Below are 16,895 nucleotides of genomic sequence, written 5' to 3'. Positions count from 1 at the left end.
CCGTTCCTCCGCGGACCGGCTCGGGACTCGCGAGCACCGGCGTCGAGACGGCTCCGGCCCTGCCGCGCCCGTCGCCCCGCAGGCGCCCTCCGAGAGCACCTCTCCCGACACCGAGGACGCCCCCACCGGAAGCTGACACCCGACCACCCGCCCCGCTCGCGCGGGGGAACGCCGACGGCCCGGGGGACACTGTCCCCCGGGCCGTCGGCGTTCGTCAGCGCGCGTCGCGGCGGCGGCGCGTGACTCCGAGCGCGAGCGCTCCGCCGGCGAGCAGGGCGAGGGCCGCCGCGGCGGTCCAGCCCGTCTCGACGCCGGTGCTCGCGAGTCCCGAGCCGGTCCGCGGAGGAACGGCGCCGGCCGGAGCGGGAGCCGGCGTGCGGCTCGGCTCGGCCGAGGGCTGCGCGGTCGGCGCCGTGGTCGGCTCAGTCGTCGGCGCGACCGTGGGCTGCGCGGTCGGCGCCGTTGTCGGCTCAGCCGTCGGCCCGGGAGTCGGTACCGTCCCCGTCCCGAACACGGACTCCGCGGAGCCGAGCGATGCGAGCACCGTCTCGCCGTTCGCGTCGTCCACGCCGTCGTTGTCGGTCACCGCGAACACCTCGCCGGAGCCGGTGATCCCGAGACCCTCGAGCTTCTCCTGGGTCCAGCCGTTCCCGGCCTGCAGCGCGGGCAGCACGTCGACCGCGAGCGTCTTCTCGAGCATCGGCAGCGTCTCGCCGACCGCCGCGCCGGCCTCCGTCGGCAGCGGCACCGTGTACACGGCCTTCAGCGCGGCGTCCGGCCCGTTGAGCTTGTCGCGCTCGATCACCGCGAGCGTGCCCGCCGGGGTGAGCGTGATCTCCGAGAGCCCGTTCCAGTCGCCGTCCGCCCCGGACACGGCCTCCAGCGGGTAGCCGAAGAAGCTCCAGCTGTCGGCGGCGACGTCGTAGCGCCCGATCCGGACCACTCCGTCGGCGTCGATCGAGGCCTCGCGCTGCAGCGCCGTCCAGACGATCTCACCGGCGGCACTGTCCTCGACGGTCACTCCCTCGAAGCCCTGCTTGCCCAGTGCGGAGGCGAGCTCCGCGGGCAGGGCGATCCGCTCGGTCACCGCGGCGTCCGCGTCGAGTCGCAGGAGTGCGTTGCCGTCGCCTGTCCCGCCCTCCGTCACGGCCCAGAAGCCGCCGTCGACGCGGGCGGCGATCCCCTCCAGATCCAGAGCGGCGGGCTCGCCGCCCTCGGTCACCGTGAGCGTCGAGTCGAGCAGCGCCGGCGAGACGGAGGTGTCGATCGAGTGGAGTGTGCTCGGCGCGTAGGCGCTGTCGCTCACCGCGTACAGGCGGTCGGGCGCCGCCGGGTCGGTCGAGAGGCCCGAGAGCGCGCCCCAGGGCAGCGGCGATCCGTCGACGTCGGCCGACAGCACGGTCGGGAACGCGGGGGCGGAGGCGCCGAGCGCGTAGAGCTGCACGCTCGCGCGGACGGCGGCCTCGGCGTCGTCGGTCTCGCTCGAGACGACCAGCAGGTCGCGCTCGGGCAGGGCGAGCAGCCCCTCCGGGCCGGGCGTCGACGGCAGCGCCTGCACGAAGCGCGGCGCGGTCGGCTCCGACACGTCGTAGACGGCCACGAAGTTGGCCCGCTCGGCGCCGACGAACACGTAGGGGACGCCGTCGAAGGTGGCCGAGAGCAGGCCCTCGGGCTCGGAGCCCTTCGCGTCGGAGCGCTTGTCCGGGTAGAGCCCGAGGCGCACCGCGAGGTGGTCGAACGAGTTCCCGGCGTCCCACTGCACGGCCCCGGTCGCGGCGTCGAGGATCGACCAGCCGCGCGTGCCGCCCTTCCAGTCGCCCTCGTTCGCGATCGCGACGTGGTCGTCGCCGACCCAGCCGATCGCGTCGGGCTCGCGCGGGACGTCGGTGATCGAGCCGGTCAGCGAGATCGAGTCGTCGTCGAGCGTGTCGATGCCGCTGACGGAGGCGGTGCCCGCGGTGTACGAGGCGGTGACGGAGCGGGTGGCCAGGTCGACGATCGCGACGGCGTTGTTCTCCTGCAGCGTCACGGCGACGGCCGTGTCGGCCGGGTTGATCGAGACGTACTCGGGCTCCGGGTCCGACGGGGTGTCGAGGCCGGCGAGACCGGTGAGGTCGACGTGCTCCGGCACCCAGGCGGAGGGGTCGCCCGCGAGGTCCATCACCACGAGCTCCCCGGCGGGCGCCTGCGGGAGGTCGCCCTCCTCGCCGCCCTCGGGGGCGAGGTCCTCGTCGCGCTGGTTCTCGATCGCGATGACCGCGGTCGAGCCGTCGGTGGTGACGTCGATGGAGTCGGGCTGGCCGCCGAGCTCGATGCTCGCGACGGGCGCGAGGTCGTCGGCGTGCAGCACGCTGACGTGGCCGGAGGGGTTCGCGAAGTCGCCGTCGCTCGTGTCGACCACCGCGAGCACGTACTCGCCGGTCGCGTAGACCGAGGTCGGCTCGCCGCCCACGCCGACGCCGCCGAGCGGCTCGGGGGCGTCGGGGTCGGAGATGTCGAGGACGTCGATGCGCTGCCCGGCGGAGTCCGTCGAGTAGACCAGGCGGCCGTCGGGCGACGCGCTCGAGATCTCGGCGACGGCGGAGTCGGCGGACGGGTCGGCCGCGTTGAGGTAGGCCGGCACCGTGGCGATGCGGGTGAAGAAGGAGTCGCCCGCGGCGGAGGCGGGCAGGGCCGCGGCTCCGAGGGTGCAGCCGGCGAGGGTGACGGTGAGGGCGAGGGCGGCGGTGCGGGTGCGGGTGTGACGAGAGGACACGGGTCTCCTGAGCGGCTTCGAAGGAACCCGCCCACGCTGGCCGCCCCCGGTGAACGCCCCGCCGCCCGCAGGTGTCCGCCCGGCGAACGCGCGGTGGCGGAGCCGCGACCGGGCGGGGGTCTCGAGACGCCGCGTGCCGCAGTCCGCCGCACGGACGCCTCGAGATCCGCCAGGCGGCGTGGTCAGCGCGCGAGGCCCTCCGCGGCCGAGCCCCAGGAGCCGAGGGCCGCGCGGACTCGCTCGTCGCGCGCGAGCGTCAGCGCCTCCGCGTACCCCTCCTCCAGCACGTCGTCGAGCCGCACCCGCGCACCCGTCTCGGAGGAGCGGACCGCCGCCTCCACCATCGCGAGGCTAAGCACGTTCGAGTGCACCTCGCCCGAGGGCACCGCCCCCGAGCCCAGCACACGCACGAACTCCGCGAGCGAGCCCGCGATCTCCTCGGGCACGGGCTCGAGCGCGGCGGTCCGCACCGCCTCCGACTCGCGCGACTGCCACTCCGGAGCGCCGTCGCCGTCCCAGTGCGCGGTGCCGCCGGCCCCGTTCACGCGCCAGTCGCCGTTCCACGAGGTCTCGAGGCCGTCGGCGCACCAGCTGCCGGTGTAGCTGAAGCGCACTCCGCCGGCGAACTCGAACACGGCGCTCGCCGCGGCTCCGTCGGCGTACCAGCTCCAGCCCGGGTTGTACTCCTCGCAGTAGACCGCGACCGGGTCGCTGTCGAGCAGGTACCGCGCCGCGTCGAAGGCGTGGATCGCCATGTCGACCAGGAGCACGTGGTCCATCTCGTCGCGGAAGCCGCCGAAGCGGGGCGCCTTCGCGAAGTGCACGGAGGCGGTGCCCAGCTGTCCGAGCCCGGCGATCTGCTCGCGGAAGGCGGTGATCGCCGAGTAGTAGCGGCGCGACTGGCTGGTCATCAAGAGCCGGCCCGAGGCCTCTGCCGTCGCCGCGAGCACCAGCGCCTCGGCGATGGTCGGCGCGATCGGCTTCTCGGAGAGCACGGGCAGCCCGGCGAACAGCGCCTCCGAGCTGACGGGGAGGTGCGCCCGCGGCACGGTCACGTTGACCACGGCGTCGGCGCCGGAGCGCGCGGCGACCTCGGCGACGGAGGTGCCGACCGCGACCGGGCCGACCCCCTCCTCCTCCGCGGCAGCCGTGGCGAGGTCGACGTCGAGGTCGACCAGGCCGACGAGCTCGGCGTCCGGGGAGTCGCGGATGGTGCGGATCCAGGCGCGGCCCATCGCGCCGGCGCCGACCTGGACGAGGCGGACCGTCATCGGACGAGCGCTCCCTCGTAGTCCTGGCCGTTGTGGAAGTCCTCGGTCTCGTAGCGCTGCAGCACCGGGAGGCGGCGCTCGGGGCGCGAGGAGCGCACCCACTCGACGCCGTTCGCGATCACGCGGCGCACCTCGGCCTGGTGGTAGACGGGGTAGTCCTGGTCGCCGGGGGAGAAGAAGAAGATGCGCCCGTGGCCGCGCTTCCAGGTCATGCCGGAGCGGAAGACCTCGCCGCCCGTGAAGGTCGAGAGGAACACGAGCTCGTCGGGCGCCGGCACGTCGAAGAACTCGCCGTACATCTCCTGCTGCGGGATCAGGAAGGGGTGCGGGATCCCCTGGGCGATGGGGTGCGTGGGGTCGACGGTCCAGACCAGCTCGCGGTCCTGCTCCGAGCGCCAGCGCAGCGTGCAGGTGGTGCCCATGAGCTTGCCGAAGATCTTCGACCAGTGGCCGGAGTGCAGGACGACGAGGCCCATGCCCGAGAGGACGTGACGCTGGACGCGCTCGACGATCTCGTCGGAGACGTCGCCGTGGGCCATGTGGCCCCACCAGACGAGCACGTCGGTGGCGTCGAGGACGTCCTCGGTGAGGCCGTGCTCGGGCTCGTCGAGCGTGGTGGTGGAGACGGTGGCGCGCTCGCCGAGGTTCTCGCGGATGCCGTCGGCGATCGTGCTGTGCATGCCGTCGGGGTAGATCGCGCGGACCTTCTCCTCGATCTGCTCATGGCGGTTCTCGCCCCAGACGAGGACGCGGACGGGGGAGGAGGGTGTGGTCACGGTGTTCCTTCTTCGACGGTGGAGACGGTGCGGCGGTGGGCGGCCCGACACGGGGTTAACCGCTTTACCGGCCGCGTCTCCTAGGATGCGGGAGACGTCCGCCCCGCGTCAACCACGGCCGGGCGGCGCGAGCGGAGGAGGCGCGGTGGCCACGATGAGGGATGTCGCGCGCCTCGCGGGGGTCTCGATCGCGACGGTGTCGTTCGTGGTCAACGACACCAAGCCCGTCTCGCCCGAGACCCGCGAGCGGGTGCGGGCGGCGATGCACGAGCTCGGCTTCCGGCCGCACGCCCTGGCCCGCGCCCTCGCGCGGCGCCGCTCGGGGATCGTCGCGGTCGTCTATCCGCTCGTGTCGAGCCGGCCGCTCAACACCGCCACCTCGTTCCTGCTCGGAGCCGCCGAGGCCGCGGCGGAGCAGGACCACTCGATCGTCCTGTGGCCGACGGTCGGCGGCTCCGACCGCCTCGCCGACCTGCGCGCCGACGGCCTGATCGACGGCGTCGTGCTGATGCAGGTCACCAGCGAGGACGAGCGCGTGCCGGTCCTGCGGGACTCCGGCACGCCCTTCGCCCTCATCGGGCGCACCCGCGACCCGTCCGCCCTCGACTGGGTCGACATCGACTTCGAGGGCATGGTCGAGGAGGCGCTCGGTCGGCTCGCCGGCCTGGGGCACGCGCGGGTGGCGCTCGTGCTCGGCCCGGACCGCGACGCCGCGGCCGACTTCGGCCCCTACGCGCGCACCCAGGAGGCGTTCGCACTCGCCTGCGCGGCCCGCGGCGTCGAGGGCGTGCTGCTGCGCTGCGAGGAGTCGCCCGCCGGCGGCCGCACCCTCGCCCGCTCGTTCGACCCCGCCTCCGCGACCGCCGTGGTGATCGTCAACGGGGGCGCCGCCGTCGGGTTCGCGCACGAGGTGCGGCACCGCGGGCTGCGCGTGCCCGAGGACCTCTCGATCGTCCTGCTCGCCTCCGACCCCGACGTCGCCGACCTGGCCGACCCGGCGCTCGACCTGCTCGTCGCGCCCGGCCGCGAGCTCGGCCGCCGCGGAGTGGAGGCGCTGCTCGCCCGCCTCGCCGACCCCGCGGCACCGCTCCTCCAGGAGCGCATCGGCGGCCCGTGGCGCCCCGGCGGCTCGGTCGCCCCTCCGCACTGACGGGCGCCCCGGGAAGCCCCGGGAGCGCGCGCTACGGCACGATCGAGTCGATGTAGCCGCCGTCGACGCGCACGGCTGCGCCCGTGGTGGCCGAGGCGAGCGGGGAGGCGAGGTACGCCACCATGTGGGCGATCTCCTCCGGCTCGATGAGGCGCTTCAGCAGCGACTGCGGCCGGTGCAGGCGCATGAACTCGCGCTGCGCCTCCTCCCACGGGAGCTCGCGGTCGACCAGCTCGTAGACGAAGTCCTCGACGCCGCCCGTGTGGGTCGGCCCGGCGAGCACGCTGTTCACCGTCACCCCGGTGCCGGCGGCGGCTTTGGCGAAGCCGCGCGAGACGCCCAGCAGCGCGGTCTTCGACACTCCGTAGTGGATCATCTCGGCGGGCGTGACGACGGCGGAGTCGCTGCCGATGTAGAGGACGCGGCCCCACTCGCGCTCCATCATCCCCGGGAGGTAGGCACGGGTGAGGCGCACGCCGGTGAGCACGTTGACCTCGAAGTAGCGGCGCCACTCGTCGTCGTCGATGGAGAGCGCATCGGCGGAGCCGAAGATCCCGAGGTTGTTGACGAGCACGTCCACCTCCGCGGCCGCGCGCAGGAGGGAGGCCGTGCCCTTCTCCGTCGACACGTCGGCCGCGACTCCGCGCACCCGCGCCTCCGGCACCGCCGCGCCGACCGCCTCGATCGCCCGGCGGATCGACCGCTCGGAGCGGGCGTTCACGATCACCTCGGCGCCCGCCTCCGCGAGCGTCGTCGCGATGGCCAGCCCGATGCCCTGCCCCGACCCCGTGACGAGGGCCGTGCGCCCGGTGAGATCCAACCCGATCATGCCGCTCCGCTCCGCGCCGCCGCCCGCCGGCCGCGCTCGGGGTCGAGCATGCCACCGAGCCCTGACATCCGGCCCGCTTCCGGCTGAGGACGCCCGCGGGTCGCCGCGGCATCGCTCGGAACGGCGGAGACCGTTGCCAACCGGACACTCGTGCGTTACGGTCTAATCAATCGGCAATACGTATTACCCGCGGGTAGTAGGCCGATGACCCAGACTGTCGACGAGGACGAGGCGGACGCGTGACCCCGATGCAAGCAGATGTCGCCGTGATCGGCGGCGGCCTCGGAGGAGTGGCGGCGGCGATCGCCCTCGCCCGCAACGGCCTCTCGGTCGTGCTGACCGAGCAGTACCCGTGGCTGGGCGGCCAGCTCACCTCGCAGGGCGTCCCGCCGGACGAGCACACCTGGGTCGAGCAGTTCGGCGTCACCGCCGACTACCGGCGCCTCCGGGACGGCATCCGCGGCTACTACCGCCGCAACTACCCCCTCACCGCCGAGGCGATGCGCGACGACCGCCTGAACCCCGGCCGCGGACTCGTGAGCCGGCTCTGCGCCGAGCCCCGCGTCGCCGTCGCCGTGCTCGACGAGATGCTCGCCCCCTACCGCTCGAGCGGAGCGATCCGCGTCGTCACCGGCGTCGTCCCCTTCGCCGTCGACGGCGGCCCGGGCCGGATCGAGCGCGTCCTGCTGCGCGACGCGGTCTCGGGCGAGGAGCTCGCCGTCTCCGGACGGTACGTGGTCGACGCGACCGAGACGGGGGAGCTGCTCCCCCTCGCGGAGGTCGACTACGTCACGGGGTCCGAGTCGCGCGACGAGCACGGCGAGCCCAGCGCTCCCGCCGTCGCCGACCCGATGAACGTGCAGGCCGTCACCTGGTGCTTCGGCTTCGACAGCGCGGACGGCGACCACACCATCGAGCGCCCGGCCGACTACGACTACTGGCACGAGTACGAGGTGCCGTTCTGGGGCGGGAAGCTCCTCTCCTTCACCGCGCCGAACCCGAGGACGCTGCGCCCCGAGACCCGCACGATGCACGTCAACGCCGTGGGCGACACCCGCACCGCCGACCAGCGCGCGCAGGGCGGGGACACCGACCTCTGGATGTTCCGCCGGATCCTCGCGACCGAGACCCTCCGGCCGGGCGCGCTCGACAGCGACATCGTGCTCGCGAACTGGCCGATGCTCGACTACCTCGACAGCTCGATCCTCGACGTTCCGGAGCCGGAGAAGCACCTCGCCGGCGCCCGCGCGCTCTCGCTGTCGTACTTCTACTGGCTCCAGACCGAGGCGCCCCGGCCCGACGGCGGCCGCGGCTGGCCCGGGCTCCGGCTCCGCGGCGACGTGATGGGCACCGCCGACGGCCTCGCGCAGGCCCCCTACATCCGCGAGTCCCGCCGGATCCGCGCGCTCACCACCGTGCGCGAGCAGGACGTCTCCGTCGCCGCCCGCGGGACGGGGAGCCCTGCGCGCTTCGACGACTCCGTCGGCGTGGGCATGTACCGGATCGACCTGCACCCGACCACCGGAGGCGACAACTACCTCGACGTGGAGTGCTCGCCGTTCGAGATCCCGCTCGGCGCCCTCGTGCCGCGCACCCCGACGAACCTGCTGCCCGGGGGCAAGAACATCGGGACGACGCACATCACCAACGGCGCGTACCGCCTCCACCCCGTGGAGTGGAACATCGGCGAGGCCGTCGGCGAGCTGGCGGCCCTCGCCCTTGCCGAGGACCTGTCGCCCCACGAGATCGCCGCCGACCCCGCCCTCGTCGCCCGCCTGCAGGCGAGGCTCGAGTCGCGCGGCGTAGAGACCCACTGGCCCGACGTCGTCGGGTACTGACCGGGAACACCGAGAAGACCATTGGAGAAAGAGAGACGATGAGACCAGCGAAGAAGCTGATGGCCTCGCTCGCCGCAGTCGGAGTGATCGCCGCCCTCTCGGGCTGCGGCGCCGCCGGCGGCGGGGACGACTCAGCACCCGTCGCTCTGAGGATGTCCGTCTGGACCTCCGACGAGAAGCAGCTCGCCCTGTTCGACTCGATGGCCGACGAGTACATCGCCGACCACCCCGAGATCGAGTCCGTGACCTTCGAGTCCCTCCCGTTCGCGGACTACAACTCGACCCTGACCACGCAGGCCGCGGGCGGCAACGCCCCCGACCTCGCCTGGGTCGGCGACATCGCGAAGGACCTGATCGACGCCGGAGCGCTCGCTCCGCTGACCGAGACCTTCGAGGGGACCGAGGGCTACGAGTACGACGACATCCTGCCCAGCGTGGCGCAGTCGTTCAGCCAGGACGGCGAGCTCTACGCGTACCCGTTCTCCAACTCGCCGTTCGCGCTGTACGTGAACCAGGACCTCATCGCGCAGGCCGGGCAGACCGTCGACCCCGCGACGCTCAGCTGGGAGGACGTCGACCGCATCGGCGCGGCCGTCAACGAGTCGACCGGCAAGGCCGGCTACATCATCCGCGACTTCGACTTCTCGGGCTGGCTGAGCCTCGCGAACCTCTGGGCGGGCTGGGGAGCCCAGCCGTGGAGCGACGACGGGACCCAGTGCACGATGGACTCGCCCGAGATGGTGGAGGCGTTCCAGTTCTTCCACGACTCGGTCTACGTCAGCGGCGCGACCCCCGGACCCGGCGTGACGGCGGACTTCTTCGCCGGCGACGCCGCGTTCACGACCGCGCAGGTCTCGCGCGCGAGCCTGCTCGACGGCTCGTTCCCGTTCGAGATCTACCCGCTGCCCGTCGGCCCCGCCGGCGAGTACGGCAACATCGGCCAGGCCGGCATGGCCGCGCTCGCAGGCGGCGACCACGTGGAGGAGGCGACCGGCTTCCTCTCGTTCATGACCAACCCGGAGAACTCCGCCAAGCTCGCGCAGTTCTTCCCGCCGCCCCGCGAGTCGCTGCTGTCCGGTGAGGAGCTGGCGAAGGTCAACACGCGCCTCAGCGCCGAGCAGCTCGACCGCGTCGTGGTCGACGAGCTCGCCGACGTGTCCGCCACCCCTCCGGTGACGAGCCCCGCCGAGATCACCTCGGTCGGCAAGACGGCGCTGGACCGCATGTGGTCGGCCGATGCCGACGTCGCCGAGGTGCTCGGAGGCGTCTGCGACGCCATCGCGCCCGTCCTCCAGGGGAAGTGATCCCGTGACCGCGACCTCGACGGACAGCCGCCGATCCGCTCCCGCCGGCGCCTACTGGAACCTCCGGCGCCGCGACGCGCTCGCCGGCTGGCTCTTCATCGCGCCCCAGCTGCTCGGTGTGATCGTGTTCGTGCTGCTGCCCGTCGGGCTCGCGGTCTGGTTCAGCCTCAACGAGTGGAACGTCTTCACCGGCTCCATGACCTTCGTGGGCGGCGAGAACTACGAGCGGGCGATCAACGACCCGAGCATCGGCGCGGTGCTCGGCACGACCGCGGTCTTCTCCGGGGGAGTGGTCGTCCTGAACCTCGCCCTCGGGCTGGGCCTGGCCGTGCTGCTCAACCGGAGGATCCCGGGCGGCGCCCTGTTCCGCACGCTCTTCTTCTCGCCCGTCGTCATCTCGGTGGTCGCCTGGACCCTCGTCTGGGGCTTCCTCCTCCAGGACAACGGCGCGATCAACGGCCTGCTCTCGCTGGTCGGCCTCGACGGGCCGAACTGGCTCCAGGAGGGGCCCACCGCGATGGCGAGCGTCATCGTCACGCAGGTCATCCGCAGCGTCGGCGTCAACATGGTGCTCTTCCTCGCCGCGCTGCAGGGAGTGCCGGGCGACCTCTACGAGGCGGCCCGCCTGGACGGCGCGAGCCCCCGCGCGATCTTCTTCCGGATCACGCTCCCGCTCATCTCGCCCACCCTGCTCCTCACCGCCATCCTCACGATCGTCGGCTCGCTGCAGGCGTTCGCGCAGGTCGCCGTCCTGACCGAGGGCGGGCCGGAGCTGTCGACGACAGTGCTCGTCTACTACGTGTTCCAACAGGCCTTCGAGTTCAGCGACATCGGCTACGGCGCGACGCTCTCGCTGATGCTGCTCCTCTTCGTCCTGATCCTCACGGTCGTGCAGTGGCAGCTGCGCAGGAAATGGGTCTTCTATGAGAACTGACGCCGTCGTCGAGCAGGGGACCCCGCTCACGCCACGCCTCGAAGCCGTCCCGGAGCCGCCCGTCAAGCGCCGCCGCGGCCGCAGCCCGCTCATGACCGCCCTGCTCGTCGTGACGCTGATCCTGCTCGTGCTGCCGTTCGCGGTGCCGACGTTCTGGATGATCGCCTCGTCGTTCAAGCCGGTGAACGAGATCTTCTCGAACCCGCCGACCCTGCTGCCGGACTCGCCGAGCCTGGCGGGCTACGCCGAGGCGTTCCGGTTCCAGCCGTTCGCGCTCCAGTACTGGAACAGCCTCTACATCGCGGTCACGGTCACCGTGGTGACGCTGCTGGTCTCGAGCCTGGCCGGCTACGCCTTCGCCCGGATCCCGTTCCCGGGCCGCAACGCGGTGTTCCTCGTCGTCCTGACCGGCCTGCTGGTGCCGACGGAGGTGACGATCATCCCGCTGTTCCAGATCTTCCGGCAGCTCGGCTTCATCGACACCCACGTGCCGCTGCTGCTGGTGCCGATGGTCGGAGCGCCGGCGGTGCTGGGCACGTTCATCATGCGGCAGTACTTCATCGCGATGCCCGGCGAGCTCGAGGAGGCCGCGCGCCTGGACGGCCTCGGCCGCTTCGGGATCTGGCGGCGCATCTTCCTGCCGCTGTCCAAGCCCGCGCTGTCGGCCGTCGCGATCCTGACCTTCCTCGGGTCCTGGAACATGTACCTCGAGCCGACGGTCTACCTGACCTCGCCCGAGCTCTTCACCCTGCCCCAGGCGCTCACCCGCTTCACCGACGCCTACGGCGGGGAGATGTGGGACGTGCAGCTCGCCGCGGCGACGATGACGGTCGTGCCCGTGCTGGCCGTGTTCCTCCTCGCTCAGCGGCAGTTCGTGGAAGGGCTCGCGCACTCCGGTCTGAAAGGCTGACCCGGTGTTCACGGATCGCCCCCTCGCCGCCCTCCGCGAGTTCCGTGCGGAGGTCGCGGAGCCCGACGACTTCGACGCCTTCTGGCGGGCCACCCTCGCGCTCGGGCGGGAGGGCGGCCCCGGCGTCAGCGCCGTGCCGGTCGACGCGGGCCTCCCGCTGGTGCGGGTGCGGGACGTGCGGTTCCCCGGCTTCGCGGGCGAGCCGATCGCCGCCTGGCTGGTGACCCCCGCGGTCGACCCGGGCGCCCCGCTCCCCGTGGTGATCGAGTACCCCGGGTACGGCAGCGGACGGGGCCGGCCGATCGAGCACCTCTGGATCGCCGCCGCCGGGTACGCGCACCTGGTCGTCGACGCGCGAGGCCAGGGAGCCGGCCGCCTCGCCCGCTCCGGAGCCACCCCCGACCCCCACGGCAGCGGCCCCGCCTACCCCGGGGTCACGACCCGCGGCATCGAGTCGCCCGAGACGTACTACTACCGGCGCCTGATCGCGGACGCGGCGCTCGCCGTCGACGCCGTGGAGGCGCTCCCCGGGCTGGACCCGGACCGGGTGTCGGTCTTCGGCGGCAGCCAGGGCGGAGCGCTCGCGACCGCCGCGGCGGCGCTGCGCCCCCGGATGCGCGCGGCGATCGCCCTGGTGCCCTTCCTCTCCGACGTCCTGCGCGCGACGACCGTCACGAACGAGGCGCCCTACGTCGAGATCGCCCGCTACCTGGCGACCCGCCCCGAGGACCTCGACGCCGTCGAGCGGACCCTCTCCTACGTCGACGGCGTCCACTTCTCGCGGCGCCTGCGCTGCCGGGTGCACCGCTCGGTCGGCCTGATGGACCCGATCTGCCCGCCCTCGACGGTCTTCGCCTCCCACAACGTCTCCGGCGGTGAGACGTCGATCGACGTGTGGCCGTACAGCGGGCACGAGGGCGGCGGGGTCGGCGACCGCGAGCGGGCGCTGGAGGTGCTGCGGGAGGTCCTCGGGTGACCGCGCGGGCGTGACCCCGCGTCTCAGGACGTCGGCGCCTCCTCCATCCCGAGCCGCATCGCCAGGTCCATGGCGCGCAGGCGGGCCGGCGAGACGTCGTAGGGCAGGCTCCGGATGATCTCGCCGGCGCTCCGGGCGCGGGAGCCCTGTGCGGGATCGGGGGCCGGCGCGGGGTCCTCGGGCGGGTGCGCCTCGTCCCACGCGTCGAAGATCGCCTCGTCCTCCTCGAGCTGACCGGACTCCTCGACGACGCGCATCAGCCGGGCCTCGAAGGCGTGCCGCTCCCGCGCCACCTGCTCCACCCGGGGGTCGTCCTCGGCGACCGTGTCGTCGAGGGCCTCCTCGGCGGCGTCGACGCGGTCGGCCTCCGCCCGCAGCGCCGGATCGGCGGCCAGGACGACGAAGCGGCCGGCCTGGGAGACGGCGCCCAGCGGGCCGAACATCCGCTCGGTGACCAGCAGGGTGTCGAGGTCGGCCTGGCGCAGCGAGCCCTCGGGTGCGCCCTCGAGGCGGCGCGAGACGATGTCGTCGAGCAGCCCAAGCCGGCCGCCGAGGGTCCGCATGCGCCGGACCGAGGCCCGCTTCCGCTGCAGCTCCTCCTCCTGCGCGGCGAGCGCGGCGTCCAGCCGCGCGAGGACGCCCGCGACCTCGTCCTCGCGGTCGGCGCTGTCCTCGGCGCCGACCGGGGCTGCGACGGCGAAGGCGTCCCGGATGTCCTCGAGTGCGACCCCGGCGTCGGCCAGGCGGCGGATCCAGAGCAGCCGGATGATGTCGTCGTAGCCGTAGCGCCGACGACCGTCTCCGCCCCGCTCGCGCTCGGGGAGCAGGCCGAGCCGGTGGTAGTGGCGGATCGCCCGCGGAGTGACGCCGGCGAATGCGGCGGCGTCGCCGATCTGCACCTGGCGGGGCGGGGCGGGGAACGACTGCATGGGGGACCTCTCCGATCGGGACGGTGCGCATCGAGCAGACCACATGACGCAGGGGCAGGAGCAAGCCGACCCGGCCTGCTCCCGCCCCCGCGTCCCCTCGCGCTCAGCGCGCCAGGCGCACCGTCGCGATCTCGAACGGGCGCAGCTCGAGCCGCACGTCGGCTGACTCCGCCTCGACGGAGCTCTCGATGCGGACCTGCTCGGTCGGGCGCTCCATCAGGTCGGTGCGGGTGACCGTCCGGACGGCGAAGGCGGCGCGGAGGGTCGCTGCGGCGCGGCGGCCGAGCGACTCGTAGAGCCGCACGATCACGTCGCCGCTCCCGTCGTCCGCCGCCTTCACGGCCTCGACGATCACCGAGGGGTCGTCGATCGACACCAGGGGAGCGACGGGCGCGGCGCCGGTGAGCCTGCGGACCGGGGTGTTCAGCGCGTAGCCGGCCTCGACGGCGTCGGGCAGCTCGGCGCCGACCACGAGCGACACTGCGAGGCGGTGGCGGCCCTGGTCGGCGTCCGGGTCGGGGAACAGCGGCGCGCGCAGGAGCGAGAGCCGGACCGTGGTCGTCGGTGTGCCGGCCGCGGCGCGGTCGCGGGTGATGTCGTGCCCGTAGGTGGAGTCGTTGACGACCGCGACGCCGAAGCCCGGCTCGCCGACGTGCACCCAGCGGTGCGCGACGGTCTCGAAGCGGGCGGCGTCCCACGTCGTGTTCACGTGGGTCGGGCGGTGCACGTGGCCGAACTGGATCTCGGACGTCGCCCGGTCCGAGAGCAGGTCGAGCGGGAAGGCGAGCTTGAGCAGCTTGCGGCGCTCGTACCAGTCGATGTCGAGGTCGAGGTCGACGGCCGCCCGGCCGATCTGCAGCGAGACGGTCTGCACGACTGTGGAGCCGCCGAACGAGCGGGTGATCACGACCGCCGGCACCTCGCGGCCGAGCGGGTCGCTCACGGTGCCGGCGCGGACCGAGTCGACGCCGACGAGGTCCTCCACCGTGCGGCGGTAGTTGTCGTCGAGGTCCCAGGCGTCCCACTTGTTCGGGGTGTCGCGGTGGAGCTGGAGGAGCCCCGCGGCGGCGCCGGCGGGCACGACCTCCCGGCCGCTCGCGAGGTCCACGACCGACTCGAGGAGCCCGGAGGCGCCGATCCGCACCCGGACGAGCCCGTTGTCGAGGACGTGGGCGTCGCCGTCGGAGCGGAGCGTCGGGGCCGAGTGCTCCGCGGCGGGGTCGGCCGCGGCCGCGCCGAGCGCCGGCACGCCCCCGACGGCGAAGGGGGAGGAGTTCACCAGCAGCTCCGCGGAGCCCTCGCCGGCGAGGGCCCGGACGGTCTCGGCGATCATCTCCTCGATCCGCTGCGCGATGCGGGCGTAGTTCTCCTCCGCCTCGCGGTGCACCCAGGCGATGGAGGTGCCGGGCAGGATGTCGTGGAACTGCTGCAGGAGGACCGTCCGCCACATCTCGCGCAGCTCGTCGGCCGGGTACGGGACCCCGGCGCGGACGAGGGCCGTGGTCGCCCACAGCTCGATCTCGCGGAGCAGGTGCTCGCTGCGGCGGTTGCCCTGCTTGGTGCGCGCCTGCGACGTGTAGGTGCCGCGGTGGAACTCGAGGTAGAGCTCGCCCGACCAGGTGGGCGCGTCCGGGTACTCGGCCTGCGCCTCCTCGAAGAAGCGGCGGGGCGTGGACAGCTCGACGGTCGGCGAGCCCTCGAGGCTGCGCGTGCGGCGGGCGGCCGCGATCATCTCGCGGTTGGGGCCTCCTCCGCCGTCGCCGTAGCCGAAGGGCACGAGCGACATGGTGCCGCTGCCCTTCTCGGCGTACTGGCGCTCGGCTCGGGCGAGGTCCTCGCCGGAGAGGTCGGAGTTGTAGAGGTCGACGGGCGGGAAGTGCGTGAACACGCGGGTGCCGTCGATGCCCTCCCACCAGAAGGTGTGGTGGGGCATCGTGTTGGTCTCGTTCCACGAGATCTTCTGCGTGAGGAACCAGCGCCCGCCCGCTCCGGCGATGATCTGCGGCAGCGCGGCGGAGTAGCCGAAGGAGTCCGGGAGCCAGACCTCCTCCGTGTCGATCCCGAACTCGTCGAGGAAGAAGCGCTTGCCCTCGAGCAGCTGGCGCACGAGCGCCTCGCCGCCGGGCATGTTCGTGTCCGACTCGACCCACATCCCGCCGACCGGCACGAAGCGGCCCGCGAGCACGTGGCCGCGGACGCGCTCGAACAGCTCCGGGTGGTCGCGCTTCAGCCACGCGTACTGCTGCGCGGAGGAGGCGGCGAAGACGAAGCCCTCCTCGCGCTCGATCAGGTCGCAGACGTTCGAGAAGGTGCGGGCCACCTTGCGGGCGGTCTCGCGGGCGGGCCAGAGCCAGGCGGAGTCGATGTGGGCGTGGCCGACGGCGTGCAGGTGGTGCGCGCTGGCCGAGGCGGGGCGCTCGAGGACCGTCCGCAGCGCCTCCCGGCCCGCGGCGGCGGTGCCGGACACGTCGTCCGGATCGAGGACGTCGACGGCGCGGTCGAGGGCGCGGACGATCTCGGCGCGGCGCTGGGAGGACTCGGGCAGCTGCCCGATCAGCCCGACGAGCACGGCCATGTCCTGCTCCAGCTCCCAGACCTCCCGGTCGAGCAGCCCGAGCTCGAGGCGGCGGAGGCGGTAGAGCGGGTCGGACGGCAGGGCGCCGTCGGCGGGGCGGCCGCCGAGCGCCGTGGGGGTGAAGGACCAGTCGCCGGTGATGTTCGGGTTGGCGGCGGCCTCGATGTAGAGCTCGACCGTGCGGTCGCCCGCCTCGCGGCCGGGCAGCCGGTCGAGCGGGACCGACTGGTTGAACGGCTCGACGGCCTTCACGACCGTGCCGGTCGCGGTGAAGACGAGCCCCTCCGCCTCGAAGCCGGACTGGGCGCCGGTGTAGCCGAGGTCGACGACGAGCTCGGGCTCGCAGCCGTCGACGCCGACCCAGGAGGCGGGGATCTCGCCGCGCACGTGGAACCACACGGTGCCCCAGGGGGCGCCCCACCGCTCCCCGATGCGGGCGGGCGCGTAGGACGCGGCCCGCGCCTGCTCGAAGGGGACCGGCTCGCCCGGAGCGGTCCACGACTCGATCCCGAGCGGCTCGACCGCCCGGTGGATCGCCGGCCGGAGGCTCTCGGCGCGGAAGCGGGCGATGCGGGCTTCGATGCGGGTGCTGTCGTCATGCATGCGTTCTAGTGCTCGTTCCGTGTGCGGTGGGGGAGGGCGGCGGCG

At 73.5% G+C, this 16,895-nt stretch carries 12 protein-coding genes; 6 read left to right on the top strand and 6 right to left on the bottom strand.

Annotated features, from left to right (window positions below; genetic code table 11):
• Positions 1–214 precede the first annotated feature (214 nt).
• The 3 genes from C5C54_RS15000 to C5C54_RS14990 all read right to left on the bottom strand — a co-directional run bounded on the left by C5C54_RS15000 (position 215) and on the right by C5C54_RS14990 (position 4,802).
• Positions 215–2,755: an esterase-like activity of phytase family protein gene (locus C5C54_RS15000; protein WP_104288680.1), complete on the bottom strand. Its 2,541-nt coding sequence runs from the start codon at positions 2,753–2,755 to the stop codon at positions 215–217.
• Positions 2,756–2,937: 182 nt separating this feature from the next.
• Positions 2,938–4,026 (bottom strand): Gfo/Idh/MocA family protein, encoded by a 1,089-nt coding sequence (locus tag C5C54_RS14995; protein ID WP_104288679.1) that lies wholly within the window; start codon positions 4,024–4,026, stop codon positions 2,938–2,940.
• Positions 4,023–4,802 (bottom strand): ThuA domain-containing protein, encoded by a 780-nt coding sequence (locus tag C5C54_RS14990; protein ID WP_104224317.1) that lies wholly within the window; start codon positions 4,800–4,802, stop codon positions 4,023–4,025. The genes C5C54_RS14995 and C5C54_RS14990 overlap by 4 nt, the downstream gene beginning before the upstream one ends.
• A 154-nt stretch (positions 4,803–4,956) precedes the next feature.
• Here C5C54_RS14990 and C5C54_RS14985 point away from each other — a divergent pair, with 154 nt between their 5' ends.
• Entirely contained in the window at positions 4,957–5,952 is a 996-nt protein-coding gene (locus C5C54_RS14985) for a LacI family DNA-binding transcriptional regulator (protein ID WP_258063345.1), read from the top strand.
• A 31-nt stretch (positions 5,953–5,983) separates the two neighbouring features.
• Here C5C54_RS14985 and C5C54_RS14980 read toward each other — a convergent pair whose 3' ends face one another.
• Positions 5,984–6,778, bottom strand: a complete 795-nt coding sequence (locus C5C54_RS14980) for an SDR family NAD(P)-dependent oxidoreductase (RefSeq protein ID WP_104224325.1) — start codon at positions 6,776–6,778, stop codon at positions 5,984–5,986.
• 251 nt (positions 6,779–7,029) lie between these two features.
• Here C5C54_RS14980 and C5C54_RS14975 point away from each other — a divergent pair, with 251 nt between their 5' ends.
• The 5 genes from C5C54_RS14975 to C5C54_RS14955 are packed head-to-tail and all read left to right on the top strand — an operon-like array spanning position 7,030 to position 12,743.
• Positions 7,030–8,619, top strand: coding sequence for an FAD-dependent oxidoreductase (locus C5C54_RS14975; protein ID WP_104234052.1), 1,590 nt, complete (start codon positions 7,030–7,032; stop codon positions 8,617–8,619).
• A 38-nt stretch (positions 8,620–8,657) separates the two neighbouring features.
• Positions 8,658–9,923: a sugar ABC transporter substrate-binding protein gene (locus C5C54_RS14970; protein ID WP_104224315.1), complete on the top strand. Its 1,266-nt coding sequence runs from the start codon at positions 8,658–8,660 to the stop codon at positions 9,921–9,923.
• A 4-nt stretch (positions 9,924–9,927) separates the two neighbouring features.
• Positions 9,928–10,857, top strand: coding sequence for a carbohydrate ABC transporter permease (locus C5C54_RS14965; protein ID WP_104234014.1), 930 nt, complete (start codon positions 9,928–9,930; stop codon positions 10,855–10,857).
• Complete coding sequence (locus C5C54_RS14960) at positions 10,847–11,767, top strand: carbohydrate ABC transporter permease (RefSeq protein ID WP_244229554.1); 921 nt, start codon at positions 10,847–10,849, stop codon at positions 11,765–11,767. The genes C5C54_RS14965 and C5C54_RS14960 overlap by 11 nt, the downstream gene beginning before the upstream one ends.
• 4 nt (positions 11,768–11,771) lie before the next feature.
• Positions 11,772–12,743: an acetylxylan esterase gene (locus C5C54_RS14955; protein WP_104263299.1), complete on the top strand. Its 972-nt coding sequence runs from the start codon at positions 11,772–11,774 to the stop codon at positions 12,741–12,743.
• Between the two features lie 23 nt (positions 12,744–12,766).
• Here the strand turns inward: C5C54_RS14955 and C5C54_RS14950 are convergent, their stop codons facing one another.
• Both C5C54_RS14950 and C5C54_RS14945 read right to left on the bottom strand, forming a co-directional pair.
• Positions 12,767–13,672, bottom strand: a complete 906-nt coding sequence (locus C5C54_RS14950; RefSeq protein WP_104288677.1) for a MerR family transcriptional regulator — start codon at positions 13,670–13,672, stop codon at positions 12,767–12,769.
• Positions 13,673–13,775: 103 nt separating this feature from the next.
• Positions 13,776–16,850 (bottom strand): glycoside hydrolase family 38 C-terminal domain-containing protein, encoded by a 3,075-nt coding sequence (locus C5C54_RS14945; protein WP_104288676.1) that lies wholly within the window; start codon positions 16,848–16,850, stop codon positions 13,776–13,778.
• Between the last annotated feature and the right edge of the window lie 45 nt (positions 16,851–16,895).

Origin of the sequence: Rathayibacter sp. AY1F2 (assembly GCF_002930885.1) — a bacterium.
Taxonomy (GTDB): domain Bacteria; phylum Actinomycetota; class Actinomycetes; order Actinomycetales; family Microbacteriaceae; genus Rathayibacter.
Note: the sequence above shows the minus strand (reverse complement) of the source record. Positions and strands in the feature narration are given on the sequence as shown.